The organism is Rhodococcus sp. NPDC056506 (assembly GCF_042794945.1).
In the GTDB taxonomy this organism is placed as follows: Bacteria; Actinomycetota; Actinomycetes; order Mycobacteriales; family Mycobacteriaceae; genus Rhodococcus_F.
This window is the reverse complement of record NZ_JBHTSW010000075.1, coordinates 1-13,161: the sequence shown is the minus strand read 5'-3', so window position 1 is coordinate 13,161 and position 13,161 is coordinate 1. Positions and strand designations below refer to the sequence as shown.

Sequence of the window (13,161 nt, the reverse complement as noted above, 5' to 3'; positions counted from 1 at the left end):
GCTTCGATTCGTGAGAATCGAAGCGGGCACCGGCCTTTCGCATGTCAGCTCGCGTCGAACTTTCGTGCTGCGAGTGAACGAACCACACCGGCCTGGCCTTCGACGACCAGACGGCGCAATGCGGGAGGGATGTCGCCTTCGAGGAATCGGTCTGCTGCCGCGACGGATTCTTCGGAGATCGACCACGCCGGGTACAGCCCGATGACAACCGTTTGTGCCACCTCGCTCGAGCGTCGTTCCCACACCGCCGCGATGTCGGCGAAGTAGCGGGAGACGAAGGGTTCGAGCAGTTCGTCCTGACCCTCGCGAGCGAACCCGCCGATGATCGATCGCGCGGTGATGTTCGGCACCGAGTCGTCGCCGACGACCTTCGCCCAGACCTCTTCCTTGACAGCGGCCTGCGGACGTCCGGCCGCGGCGGCCGCGGCTTGACGAGCGCCCGCAGCGGTCGGGTCACGCTGGGCTTCGGCGTCGATGAACGGCGTTGCGGTTCCTTCGGCGTCGATCTCGCCGGCAGCTGCGAGTGCCCCGACGATGCGCCAGCGCAGGTCGGTGTCGACGATCAGGCCGTCGAGCCCGACGGTGGAGGGATCGGCATCGAGCAATTCGCGCAGTACCTCGGTGTGCCACGGCGAGAGCGCAGCACCGGTGAGTGCGTTGACGAATGCCAGCTGGTGGTCGGACCCGGCCTCTGCCTCACGTGCGAGTTCGAGCAACCGATTGGCGAAGCTAGTCCAGCCTTCGGCCTCGGCCCAGTCGGGATCGGCATAGGAACCGATGGCGGTTTGGGCTTGGAGCAAGAGGCGTTGCACGACACCGACTTCGGTCTCCGAACTGATTCCGCGTCCGACCAGTGCGACGAAGTCGCGTGCCTTCAGTTCGGCTTGGCGGGTCATTTCCCACGCCGCCGACCAGACCAGGGTGCGGGGGAGTGAGTCGGTGATGTCGCCGACCCGCTCGATCGCCGTCGCCAACGATTCGGGATCGAGTCGCACGGAGCCGTAGGTGAGATCGTCGTCGTTGACCAACACGAGTGCACCGCGGGCGACGCCGACAAGTTCGGGAACAACCGTGCTTTCCGCAGCATCGAGGTCGAGTTCGACGCGATGGGTGCGCACCAACTTGCCGTCGACGTCGTCGTAGATTCCGATGGCGATCCGGTGGATTCGACGCTCACCGGCGCCGGGGGTAGCACCGTCCTGCAGGACGGCGAAGCGGGTGAACTTTCCGTCCGCGTCGACGTCGAAGTCGGGTCGCAGGATGTTCAGGCCGGTGGTCTTGAGCCACTGCCGACCCCAGTCGGAAAGATCACGGCCCGAGGACTTTTCGAGTGAACCCAGTAGATCGTCGAAGGTTGCGTTCCCGAAGGCGTGCTCACGGAAGTATTCACGCAGTCCGGCGAGGAACGGCTCGAGTCCGACGTAGGCGACCAACTGCTTGAGGACGCTGGCGCCCTTGGCGTAGGTGATGCCGTCGAAGTTGACCTCGACGGCGGCCAGGTCCGGAATGTCCGCGGCAATCGGGTGCGTCGACGGCAACTGGTCCTGGCGATAGGCCCACGACTTCTCGACGTTGGCGAACGTCGTCCACGCGTTCGTGTACTCCGTGGCCTCGGTCTGGCACAGGACCGAAGCGAAGGTCGCGAACGACTCGTTGAGCCACAGGTCGTCCCACCACGCCATCGTGACGAGATCGCCGAACCACATGTGCGCCATTTCGTGCAGCACGGTTTCGGCGCGACGCTCGTACGAGTAGCGGGTCACCTTGGAGCGGAAGACGTAGTCCTCGAGGAAGGTAACGGCGCCGGCGTTCTCCATCGCGCCCGCATTGAATTCGGGGACGAAGAGCTGGTCGTACTTGCCGAAGGCATAGGGAACACCGAAGTTGCGGTGGTAGAAGTCGAATCCCTGCTTGGTCTCGGTGAAGAGCCGCTCTTCGTCCATGAACTCGGCCAGCGAAGCGCGGCAGAAGATTCCGAGTGGAATGTCGCCGTGATCGTCGGAGTAGTTGTCGGTCCAGTGGGCGTAGGGACCGGCGATGAGCGCCACCAGGTACGTGCTCATCTTCGGGGTGGTCCGGAAGACGTGCTTGCCGGGATCGGCGGCGAGGGTCTCGACGACCGCAGAGTTGGAGATGACTTTCCACGACGTGGGAGCGGTGACGCGGACGTCGAACGTCGCCTTCAGATCAGGCTGATCGAAGCACGCGAACATGCGCTTGGCGTCAGCCGTCTCGAACTGTGAATAGAGGTAGACGGCGTCATCGGTCGGGTCGACGAATCGGTGCAGTCCCTCGCCGGTGTGGGAGTAGATGCAATCGGCCTCGATGACCAACTCGTTGTCGGCGGCGAGGTCTGGCAGGCTGATGCCCGTCGACTCGTCGTAACCGGAGACGTCGAGTGCCGTTCCGTTGAGGACTGCGGAATGGACTCGGGCAGCGACGATGTCGATGAAGCTGCTTGCCCCGGCCGTAGCCGTGAACGTGACGGTGGTCTTCGAAGAGAACGTCTCCTCGCCGGGTGCGTCGTTGCCGTCGGTGAGATCGAGTTCGATCAGGTAGTTCTCGACGGTCAGGATTGCTGACCGTTGCGCTGCGGTTTCGCGTGTCAGGTTCGGTGCGACCACAAAGATCTCCTCGTTGATGGTGCGGATCTATTACGTCCATCCCATCACGAAGAGAAGAGCTTTACTCAAGCGGACACTTCTGCCAGCGGAATCTGCGGATCGGCCAACCGATCCGGATCTACGGGGCGCGAAGATGCGACCAGTTCCTTGATGGCGTCACCGGCATCCCAGATGTTCACGTTCATGCCGGCGAGTACCTTGTTCGCGGAATCGATCCAGAACGCCAGGAACTCGCGCTTGTCCACGTCACCGCGAGTGACCACACGGGCATACGCGCCATGCGGTGCGTGACCCACGTATTCCATACCGAGGTCGTACTGATCGGTGAAGAAATACGGCATGCGCACGTACTCGGCGGGCCGCCCCAACATGGTGTCTGCGGCCGTCTCGGGTTGGTTGAGCGCGTTTGCCCAGTGCTCCACCCGAATTCGTGCATTCAGGATCGGATGCTGTGCGGCCGCGATGTCTCCCACCGCGACGACGTCGGCGTCGCTGCTCTGCAGACCGGCGTCGACGAGAACTCCGTTGTCGACGTCGATACCCGCCTCCGACGCCAATTCGGTGTTGGGCAATGCGCCGACAGCGATCAACACGGCGTCGGCGGGAATCACGGTTCCATCGCTCAAGGTGACACCCGAGGCGCGTTCGCCGTCGACGGAGATTGCGCTGACGTCCGTGCTGGTGCGCAAGTCGACGCCGTTCTGGCGGTGCAACGCGGCGAAGACCTCACCCATTTCCGGGCCGAGCGTCGATTCGAGCGGGAGGCCGGCATGTTCGAGCACGGTGACGTCGACGTCGAAACCGCGAGCCGACGCGGCAATTTCGAGACCGATCCAGCCCGCACCGATCACGACGAGTTTCTTGTCGGCGGCCAGGGTGCGCAGCAGCGCAGCGGCTTGATCGACTGTTCTCACGTAGTGAACGCCCTCGGCGTCGGACCCCGGGATGTCGAGGCGCCGCGAACGTGAGCCGGTGGCCAAGGCGAGCTTGTCGTAGCTGATCGTGGAACCGTCCGGAAATGAGACGGTGTGTGCAGCGGTGTCGATCGCCGTTGCCGTGGTTCCCGGTCGAAGATCGACGCGATGGTCGCGGAACCACTCGCCGTCGTGGACGGTGAATTCGGGGAGTGTTTTCTTTCCCGCGAAGAACTCTTTCGACAGCGGTGGCCGCTCGTACGGAAGGTGGTCTTCTTCGCTCAAGACGGTGATTTCACCGTCGAAATCTCGCTCACGCAGGGCTTCTGCGATCTTTGCGCCCGCGAGCCCGCCGCCGACGATCACGAATCTCCGGTTGGTGCTCACTACTGAACCACTCCTTCGCACTCGTTTCTTTTCGACACTACTGCGATCGGAAGGTGGTTCGGGGGAAAGCGCGGGAAGGATTGCGGGTTCATGATTGTTGGCAGGACGGGAGTATGTCCCCGAACTGATATGACCTGACCGACATGAACTGATAGGGAGTTTCTTCGTGAGCGCAACCTCGAGCAAGACCACGGATACTGCTGACTTCTGGTTCGACCCGCTCTGCCCGTGGTGCTGGATCACCTCGCGCTGGATTCTCGAGGCCCAGCAGGTCCGCGACATCGAGGCCAAGTTCCACGTGATGAGCCTTGCGGTTCTCAACGAGGGTCGCGACCTGCCAGACGAGTACCGCGAGATGATGACCAAGGCCTGGGGACCGGTCCGCGTCGCTATCGCTGCAGCGCAGCTGAAGGGTGACGAGATCCTTCTGCCGCTGTACACGGCGATGGGTACGAAGATTCACAACGAGGGAAACAAGGACTTCGCCGACGTCATCAAGTCGTCCCTCGCCGAGGTCGGCCTGCCATCCGAGCTGGCCGAGGCCGCCGACACCGACAAGTACGACGAGGCTCTGCGCGAGAGCCACCACAAGGGCATGGACGCCGTCGGACCCGACGTCGGAACCCCGACGATTCATGTCAACGGTGTGGCGTTCTTCGGCCCCGTGCTTTCGCGCATCCCGCGCGGCGAGGACGCAGGCAAGGTGTGGGACGGCGCAGTCGCGCTGGCCGGCTACCCCCACTTCTTCGAGCTCAAGCGGACCCGCAACGAGGATCCTCAGTTCGACTGAGCAGCAGTGAGCGCCGGATTTCGGTAGAGCTGACCGGGCCGGAAGAACAGATGACCTGAGTGCGTGCGGTTGCGAAGCGCGGCCGCACGCCAGGTCAGCACCGGGTGCGACGACAAGATGTTGACGAACCACGGAAAGAACCCGGATTCGAGTGTCGCGCGATCGGCGAGTTCGTCGAACCCGACCAGGCCGACCAGATACTTGCCCGCGCCGAGGACGCCCATCGCGCCAGGAGCGCCCTGTGGGCGCATGTGAAAACCGAAGTTGTCCGCCGTGTACTCCATGGAACGCGACAGCGAAGACCCGATCACCGGAATGTAGTTCGACGCGAACTGTCCCCACTGACGCCAGTACGACGCATGTCCGGCAGCGATGTGACCGACCTCGTGGCCGATGATGAACGCGAGCGCGTCGGGCTGGCGTGCCTGCCCACCGACTTCGAACAGGTCGCTGTAGACGACGACAAACCGGCGAAATCCGTGCCCCGACGCAAATGCGTTGATCCGTCCGTTCCCCAGCACGACGTAGGCATCCGGCGGAGTTTTCATTCCGAACCGTGCGGCAGCCTCCGCAACCAGCTGATACCCCTCCGGAAATTGCGAAGGCGTCATCTTGATTCCGTTGACCTGCTGCGACCCGTACAGCTGACCTCGCGCGAGGAACAGCAAGATCGGAGCGGCGAGCACCACGAGGATCCACGTCGACAGATCACCCGCAGCGATCAGAACGATCGCCACCACATAGGTGACGACCGTCGTCAGAACCGCGAGCACGAGTAGCGGGATTTCCCACGGGTGGCGAACCGCGTCACTACCCGGTGACACGCGAACGGCGGGTGCAGCGGCCTGAGCGTTGGCGGGGTACATGGGCACCACGATAGGTGCGCTCGCACGGCGATGTGTGCTCCTGAAAGTGTGACGTCGACCCGGGTGCGCCCGGCTGGTCGGGCCTGAGAGAATTGTCGCCATGCGCGTATACCTGGGTGCCGACCATGCCGGATTCGAACGTAAGAACGAGATCATCGAACACCTGAAAGCGAACGGCCACGAGGCCATCGACTGTGGTGCTCACGAGTACGACGCCGTGGACGACTACCCGGCCTTCTGCATCGAAGCCGCAAAGCGCGTCGTCGCCGACGAGGGCAGCCTGGGAATCGTCCTGGGTGGCAGTGGCAACGGGGAGCAGATCGCAGCGAACAAGGTTCCCGGCGCACGGTGCGCCCTCGCCTGGAGCGTCGAAACGGCGAAGCTGGCCCGCGAGCACAACAACGCTCAGCTGATCGGCATCGGCGGACGTATGCATTCGCTCGAGGAGTCGCTTGCCATCGTCGACGCTTTCCTCGCCACCGCATGGTCGGGTGAAGAGCGCCACCAGCGTCGTATCGACATCCTGTCCGAGTACGAGAAGACCGGCGTCGCACCGGCTCTGCCGCAAGCCTGATCCGAAAGTTGTTCCGTGCCTGAAGGTCATACCCTGCACCGGCTGGCACGGTTGCATGCCCGCAAGTTCGTCGGTTCACCGGTCCGCGTCCTCAGTCCGCAAGGCAGGTTCGCCGATGACGCGCGCCTGGTGGACGGACACGTACTCACGTCATCGGATGCCTGGGGAAAGCACCTCTGGCATACGTACGACAACGGATTGACAGTTCACGTACACCTCGGGTTGTACGGAAAGTTCACCGACGCCACCCTGCCGATGGAAGAACCGGTAGGCCAGGTCCGGATGCGAATGGTCGGTGCCGATTTCGGCACCGACCTTCGTGGTCCCACCGCCTGCGAAGTCTTGCTACCGCCTCAGGTCGCCGCGATAGAAGCCCGGCTCGGGCCGGACCCACTGCGCCGCGACGCGGATCCGCAGAAGGCTTGGATGCGAATCTCGAAGTCCAAGACGGCAATCGGCGCCCTGCTGATGGACCAGGCGGTCCTCGCAGGTGTCGGCAACGTTTATCGCGCCGAGCTTCTCTTTCGCCACGGAATCAACCCCGAACGAGAAGGAAATCTCGTCTCTCACGACGAGTGGACTGCCATGTGGGCAGACCTTGTCGAATTGATGAAAGTCAGTGTCAGACGAGGGAAGATGCACGTCGTTCGCGCCGAGCACGACAACGGCGATCCGGCGTACGCAAAAGATCGTCCGCGGACTTACGTCTACAGAAGAGCAGGATCGCCGTGCCGCGTGTGCGGCACACCGATCCTGCATTCCGTCATGAAGGCACGAAACCTGTTCTGGTGCCCGGTGTGTCAGTCGGCTTAGAAGTCGAAGCCGCCGAAGTCCCCGCCACCGAAATCGCCGCCACCGAAGTCCCCGAAGTCGCTGCCCCCACCGTCGTAGCCGCCGTCTGCGGTGTAATCCGTGTTGTCCATACTTCCTTGGTCCGCACCGGAATCACCGGCGTCCATGCCCTGATCGCCGGAGTCGCCGGCTCCCGTATCGGCGCCGGGATCGCCACCCTGGGCGAAAGCTTCTGCGCCGTAAGGAACCCCGGCCATTCCGGAGAACATGGTCGAGAACAGCATCATCGAACCCAGACCCCAGGCGCCGGCGACGAGGGCAGGCTTCCACCAAGGCTCGGAGTACCAGCCGGCCGGGACCGGGCGACCTGCGACTCGTCCACCGGGGTAGTAGTTGGGTGTGTGCGAAGACGGATTGGGTGATGCGGCGACCTTGCGGCCCTCGAATTCGACCTCGCGGTCTTCGGTGACAGAACCCGCAGCCTTCTGTCCGTCGATGGAGGGAACTTCCGGTCCCGGATCCATGCCCATCGCCACCCGTGCCGCGCGGATGTAGTAAAGCCCTTCCAGGGCAGTCTGTTTCGCGAGACGGGCCTGAACCGGCGTTGCGGCCTGGTCGATCTGCGAGCCTGCGGCGTTGTACCGTTCGCCTGCGTCGGCGAGGGCTTGGCGCGAGGCGTCGTCACTGCCGGTCAGGTTGTAGACCTGACCGCCGAGGCGTTCGATCGCCTGCCGGGCATCGGCTTTCGCGTCGTCGAGTTGTGTTGCGCTGTGGCCGGAACCGCGTTGCTGGCTTTTCATGACCAGAAATACGACTACGGCCAGAACGACGAGTATGAGAAGAATCGTGGTCACGAGTGGCCTCCCGAGCAGAATCGATCCGGACAACTCCAGGATACGGACCGCAGGGGAGTGGTCTGAGTGGACAAAGTCGGAATACAAAAAATCCGCACCGGCTGGGCCGATGCGGATCTTTTGTGGAGTTTCCCTCCTGATGGAGGGGATGACGGGAATCGAACCCGCGTGATCAGTTTGGAAGACTGAGGCTCTACCATTGAGCTACATCCCCGTGCATACGACAACTCGGGATCGCCGTGTTCGTCGTCTGCGATACGAAACTGTACCCAATGCCCCACCGGATTTCATAATCGGGGGGTCGGAGAAGTTCGAGACCGTCGTTCACCTGGGGAATTGGCGAATTGCTCGGCGAGTCGGGGTGTCTCGGCCGCAGGCGCGGCTTCTGATTCCGGCTCTGAATGGCAATTGAGGCAAGGCTGTATGTGGCTGCCGTCGGATGACATACTGACGGGGTCGACAGCCGGGCCGTGTACAAATGGCGGTCGGGTTCGTGAGAGAGTAGTGAGCGCGATAGGGTTGTGCGCGGTCACCGATGGTGGCTGCCTTTGTGGCCCGCTGTCTTAGTGGCCTCGGATGGCCGTATCGTGTGTTTCATGTGATCGGAAACGGGATGTAGCGCAGCTTGGTAGCGCATCCGCTTTGGGAGCGGAGGGTCGCAGGTTCAAATCCTGTCATCCCGACAAGTACGTACATGGCACTTCACCTCCAGTAAGTCCGGGAGTGAAGTGCCGCGCCAGACAGCAGTACCGAACACACAGCAGTACCGATTCAACACAAGTTGTGAGCAAGACCAGACGAAGGAGCGAAGTTTCGTGAAGAGCACCGTCGAGCAGCTCAGCCCGACGCGAGTCCGTATCAACGTTGAGGTGCCCTTCGCGGAACTCAAGTCTGATTTCGACAAGGCCTACAAGGCCCTCGCGCAGCAGATTCGTCTCCCCGGCTTCCGTCCCGGCAAGGCTCCGGCCCGCCTCCTCGAAGCACGTGTCGGTCGCGGCGCTGTGCTCGAGCAGGTCGTCAACGACGCTCTGCCGTCGCGTTACTCCGAGGCTGTCACCAGCGCCGGCGTGAAGGCCATCGGCCAGCCCGAGATCGAGGTCACCAAGATCGAAGACGGCGAGCTCCTCGAGTTCACCGCCGAGGTCGACGTGCGCCCCGAGATCGAGCTCCCTGACTTCAGCTCCATCAACGTCGAGGTCGATCCGATCGAGATCACCGACGAAGCCATCGAAGAGCAGTTGCTTTCGCTGCGTCAGCGTTTCGGCACCCTCACCGGCGTCGACCGCGCAGTCGAGGACGGCGACTTCGTCTCCATCGATCTGTCGGCCACCGTCGACGGAGAGAACGTTGCCGAGGCAACCGCGAGCGGACTGTCGCACGAGGTCGGATCGGGCCAGCTCATCGAGGGCCTCGACGAAGCCATCATCGGCCTCAAGGCCGGCGAGTCCAAGGACTTCACGTCGACGCTGGTCGCCGGCGAGTACGCAGGCAAGGAAGCTGTTGTCACCGTGACCGTGCAGACGGTCAAGGAGCGCGAGCTTCCGGCTGAGGACGACGAGTTCGCTCAGCTCGCCAGCGAGTTCGACACCCTGGAAGAACTGAAGGCAGACCTCCGTGAGCGCGTCGCACGCGTCCGCAAGGTCGAGCAGGCCGGTCAGATCCGCGACAAGGTTCTCGAGCAGCTGCTCGAGACCGTCGAGGTTCCGTTGCCGGAGGCCGTCGTCAAGGCCGAGGTCGACGCTGCACTGCACGACGCCGTTCACGGTCTCGATCACGACGAAGAGGCACTGAACAAGCTCCTCGAAGAGCAGGGCAGCAGCCGCGAAGAGTTCGACAAGGATGCCCAGGAAGCCGCTGAGCGCTCCGTCAAGACGCAGCTCCTGCTCGACTCGATCGCCGATGCGGGCAACGTCACTGTCGGTCAGGACGAGCTCACCGAGCGCATCCTGTTCCAGGCGCAGCGTTACGGCATGGCTCCGGAGCAGTTCATCCAGCAGATCCAGCAGGCCAACCAGCTCGGCGCCGTCTTCGCAGACGTCCGTCGCGGCAAGGCGCTCGCGTCCGTCGTCGAGTCGGCCGGTGTCAAGGACACCTCCGGTGCCGTTGTCGACACCGCAGAGCTTTTCGGCAGCAGCGAAGACGAAATCGAAGCGGATGCGTCTGATTCCGCCGAGAGCGAAGACAAGTAAAAACGCAGGCGGACGGGTGTTTTCACCACGATCGACTGCACTGAGTTTTCCGCTTTGAGCGAAGTAGGGCGGCACCGGGACTCCGGTGCCGCCCTACTTCGTTACTGTCTGTGTCAGTAGAAGTGTTTCGCATAGACGATCCACCGCACAAGTAGATCCACATAGAAGGCAGGTACCGTGACTTCCAATCACCTGGAGACTTTGCAGAGTCCCGCCATGACTTCAGCGACCGCTGGGTTGAACCTCAGCGACTCGGTGTACGAGCGCTTGCTGCGAGAGCGCATCATTTTCCTCGGTACCCAGGTCGACGACGACATCGCCAACAAGCTGTGCGCACAGATCCTGCTGCTCTCGGCCGAGGACCCGACGCGAGACATCTCGCTCTACATCAACTCGCCCGGTGGATCCGTGACCGCCGGTATGGCGATCTTCGACACCATGCAGTTCGCCGAGTGCGACATCGCCACCTTCGGCATGGGCCTTGCGGCGTCGATGGGTCAGTTCCTCCTCTCGGCCGGCACCAAGGGCAAGCGTTACGCACTGCCTCACGCCCGCATCATGATGCACCAGCCGTCCGCCGGTATCGGTGGTTCCGCCAGCGACATCGCGATCATGGCTGAGCAGTTCAAGCACACCAAGCGCGAAATGGCCGAGCTGATCGCTCAGCACACCGGTCAGACGGTCGAGCAGATCACCGCGGACTCCGACCGTGACCGTTGGTTCACGGCGAAGGAAGCTCTCGAGTACGGCTTCGTCGACCACGTCGTCTCCCGTGCGAATCAGGCCGGCGGCACCGGCAACTGAGCCGGTTCGTCCGTCCTTTCGCTGCCCAATTCATACTTTGGAGAACTGATGACCAATCTTTTCGGAGCTAACTCGCTGGGCGGCCAGGCGCCGTCAGGCCCCCAATCGCGCTACATCCTGCCCCAGTTCACGGAGCAGACCAGCTACGGCGTCAAGACGTCCGACCCGTACAACAAGCTGTTCGAGGAGCGCATCATCTTCCTCGGCTCGCAGGTCGACGACGTCTCCGCCAATGACCTCATGGCGCAGTTGCTGGTTCTCGAATCGCAGGATCCGGACCGCGACATCACCATGTACATCAACTCGCCCGGTGGTTCGTTCACCGCGCTGATGGCGATCTACGACACGATGCAGTACGTCCGTGCCGACATTTCCACCGTCTGCCTCGGTCAGGCTGCTTCGGCAGCTGCCGTGCTTCTCGCCGGTGGTACGCCGGGCAAGCGCTTCGCGCTCCCCAACTCGCGTATTCTGATCCACCAGCCGGCCACGGGCGGCATCCAGGGTCAGGTTTCCGATCTGGAGATCCAGGCTGCGGAGATCGAGCGTATGCGTCGACTCATGGAGAGCACGCTGTCGCTGCACACGGGCAAGGATCCGGAGACCATTCGCGTCGACACCGATCGCGACAAGATCCTCACGGCCGAGCAGGCCAAGGAGTACGGGATCATCGACGACGTGCTCGCTTACCGGAAGCTCAGCGCACAGAAGTAGTCGATTTCCGCCTCGTGTCGAGGATCTGTATCCCGATTCCCGACACGAGGCGGACACGTCGAGAAGTGCCAGGTGGAAGGCTTGCCAGGCCGAAATCTCGGCACTTTTCTTTTTTATCCGCAGGCGAAACGCCGAGAACAGGTCGACCCCGTTCGGGATCTGCGGGTACCGTCACTTCACGGGCTGGTTCTCGACCGGCGTTCTGCGATTGTTCGACCAGATTTGTTCGATCAGTTTGTTGATCAGTTTGTCTGATCTGACAACGCTGATCCGACAACTACCGACGTACTGCGGAGCATCTCGACCGATCGAGTGGCGGCGAGCGCACGTACATGAAGGAAAGTAGGGACCTCACGAGATGGCACGCATCGGCGACGGCGGGGATCTGCTCAAGTGCTCTTTCTGCGGTAAGAGTCAGAAGCAGGTCAAAAAGCTCATTGCAGGACCCGGGGTGTACATCTGCGACGAGTGCATCGACCTCTGCAACGAGATCATCGAAGAGGAATTGGCCGAGTCGAGCGAGGTCAAGCTCGACGAGCTTCCCAAGCCTGCGGAGATCCGAGAATTCCTCGAGAACTACGTCATCGGTCAGGACTCCGCCAAGCGGACACTGGCCGTGGCCGTCTACAACCACTACAAGCGCATCCAGGCCGGCGACAAAGGCCGTGATGCGCGGGGTGAGACGGTTGAGCTCGCAAAATCCAACATCTTGATGCTCGGCCCCACCGGCTGCGGCAAGACGTACCTCGCGCAGACTCTCGCAAAGATGCTCAACGTCCCGTTCGCCATCGCCGACGCGACGGCGTTGACCGAGGCCGGCTATGTCGGTGAGGACGTCGAGAACATTCTGCTCAAGCTGATTCAGGCGGCCGACTACGACGTCAAGCGCGCCGAGACCGGAATCATCTACATCGACGAGGTCGACAAGATCGCTCGCAAGAGTGAGAACCCGTCGATCACGCGTGACGTGTCCGGTGAAGGTGTTCAGCAGGCGCTGCTGAAGATCCTCGAAGGTACGCAGGCGAGTGTCCCGCCGCAGGGTGGCCGTAAGCACCCGCACCAGGAATTCATCCAGATCGACACCACGAACGTACTGTTCATCGTCGCGGGCGCTTTCGCAGGTCTCGAGCGGATCGTCTCCGATCGTGTCGGCAAGCGCGGTATCGGTTTCGGCGCCGAGGTTCGGTCCAAGGCAGAACTGGATACGGTCGATCGTTTTGCCGAGGTCATGCCGGAGGATTTGATCAAGTTCGGTCTGATCCCCGAGTTCATCGGCCGATTGCCGATGATCGCGTCGGTGACCAACCTCGACAAGGAATCCCTCGTTCAGATCTTGTCGGAGCCGAAGAACGCTCTCGTCAAGCAGTACCGTCGACTCTTCGACATGGACGGCGTCGAACTCGAGTTCACCGAAGAGGCGCTCGACGCGATCGCCGATCAGGCGATTTTGCGTGGAACCGGTGCTCGTGGCCTGCGCGCCATCATGGAAGAAGTTCTTCTTCCGGTGATGTACGACATCCCCAGCCGTGACGACGTCGAAAAGGTGGTTGTCACCGCGGAGACCGTCAACGACAACGTACTTCCGACCATCGTTCCGCGTAAGCCCGAACGTGGCGAGCGTCGCGACAAGACGGCGTAGAAACTCTGAAACGACTG

Annotated in this window: 11 protein-coding genes and 2 tRNA genes; 8 read left to right on the top strand and 5 right to left on the bottom strand. The window is 62.3% G+C overall.

Going from position 1 to position 13,161, the window contains the following annotated elements; translation table 11 throughout:
• Positions 1 to 44 precede the first annotated feature (44 nt).
• Positions 45 to 2,624 (bottom strand): aminopeptidase N, encoded by a 2,580-nt coding sequence (pepN, locus tag ACFQ6H_RS29335; RefSeq protein ID WP_378650345.1) that lies wholly within the window; start codon positions 2,622 to 2,624, stop codon positions 45 to 47.
• Between the two features lie 65 nt (positions 2,625 to 2,689).
• Entirely contained in the window at positions 2,690 to 3,925 is a 1,236-nt protein-coding gene (locus tag ACFQ6H_RS29330; RefSeq protein WP_378650343.1) for an NAD(P)/FAD-dependent oxidoreductase, read from the bottom strand.
• Between the two features lie 166 nt (positions 3,926 to 4,091).
• On the opposite strand from ACFQ6H_RS29330, the gene ACFQ6H_RS29325 reads away from it, so the two are divergent.
• Complete coding sequence (locus tag ACFQ6H_RS29325; RefSeq protein ID WP_378650341.1) at positions 4,092 to 4,715, top strand: DsbA family protein; 624 nt, start codon at positions 4,092 to 4,094, stop codon at positions 4,713 to 4,715.
• Here ACFQ6H_RS29325 and ACFQ6H_RS29320 read toward each other — a convergent pair.
• Positions 4,703 to 5,581 (bottom strand): M48 family metallopeptidase, encoded by an 879-nt coding sequence (locus ACFQ6H_RS29320; protein ID WP_283304110.1) that lies wholly within the window; start codon positions 5,579 to 5,581, stop codon positions 4,703 to 4,705. The genes ACFQ6H_RS29325 and ACFQ6H_RS29320 overlap by 13 nt on opposite strands.
• Before the next feature lie 100 nt (positions 5,582 to 5,681).
• Between ACFQ6H_RS29320 and ACFQ6H_RS29315 the strand changes: the two genes are divergently transcribed.
• Positions 5,682 to 6,155 (top strand): ribose-5-phosphate isomerase, encoded by a 474-nt coding sequence (locus ACFQ6H_RS29315; protein ID WP_003944571.1) that lies wholly within the window; start codon positions 5,682 to 5,684, stop codon positions 6,153 to 6,155.
• Between the two features lie 15 nt (positions 6,156 to 6,170).
• Positions 6,171 to 6,968 (top strand): Fpg/Nei family DNA glycosylase, encoded by a 798-nt coding sequence (locus tag ACFQ6H_RS29310; RefSeq protein WP_378650340.1) that lies wholly within the window; start codon positions 6,171 to 6,173, stop codon positions 6,966 to 6,968.
• Here ACFQ6H_RS29310 and ACFQ6H_RS29305 read toward each other — a convergent pair.
• Positions 6,965 to 7,747 carry a DUF1542 domain-containing protein gene (locus ACFQ6H_RS29305; RefSeq protein ID WP_378650347.1) on the bottom strand — a complete coding sequence of 261 codons (783 nt, stop codon included), beginning with the start codon at positions 7,745 to 7,747 and terminating at the stop codon, positions 6,965 to 6,967. The genes ACFQ6H_RS29310 and ACFQ6H_RS29305 overlap by 4 nt on opposite strands.
• A gap of 194 nt (positions 7,748 to 7,941) precedes the next feature.
• A tRNA-Gly gene (locus ACFQ6H_RS29300) sits at positions 7,942 to 8,015 on the bottom strand.
• Between the two features lie 395 nt (positions 8,016 to 8,410).
• Here ACFQ6H_RS29300 and ACFQ6H_RS29295 point away from each other — a divergent pair.
• From ACFQ6H_RS29295 to clpX, 5 genes are all read left to right on the top strand, one after another.
• Positions 8,411 to 8,484, top strand: a tRNA-Pro gene (locus ACFQ6H_RS29295).
• A gap of 132 nt (positions 8,485 to 8,616) precedes the next feature.
• Complete coding sequence (tig, locus tag ACFQ6H_RS29290; protein WP_378546718.1) at positions 8,617 to 9,990, top strand: trigger factor; 1,374 nt, start codon at positions 8,617 to 8,619, stop codon at positions 9,988 to 9,990.
• Between the two features lie 216 nt (positions 9,991 to 10,206).
• The gene (locus ACFQ6H_RS29285) at positions 10,207 to 10,794 is read left to right on the top strand and encodes an ATP-dependent Clp protease proteolytic subunit (RefSeq protein WP_007730960.1); all 588 of its coding nucleotides are present in this window, start codon (positions 10,207 to 10,209) and stop codon (positions 10,792 to 10,794) included.
• Between the two features lie 48 nt (positions 10,795 to 10,842).
• Positions 10,843 to 11,505 (top strand): ATP-dependent Clp protease proteolytic subunit, encoded by a 663-nt coding sequence (locus tag ACFQ6H_RS29280; protein WP_003944539.1) that lies wholly within the window; start codon positions 10,843 to 10,845, stop codon positions 11,503 to 11,505.
• Between the two features lie 358 nt (positions 11,506 to 11,863).
• Positions 11,864 to 13,144, top strand: coding sequence for an ATP-dependent Clp protease ATP-binding subunit ClpX (gene clpX / locus ACFQ6H_RS29275; RefSeq protein WP_003944582.1), 1,281 nt, complete (start codon positions 11,864 to 11,866; stop codon positions 13,142 to 13,144).
• The last annotated feature ends 17 nt before the right edge of the window (positions 13,145 to 13,161 follow it).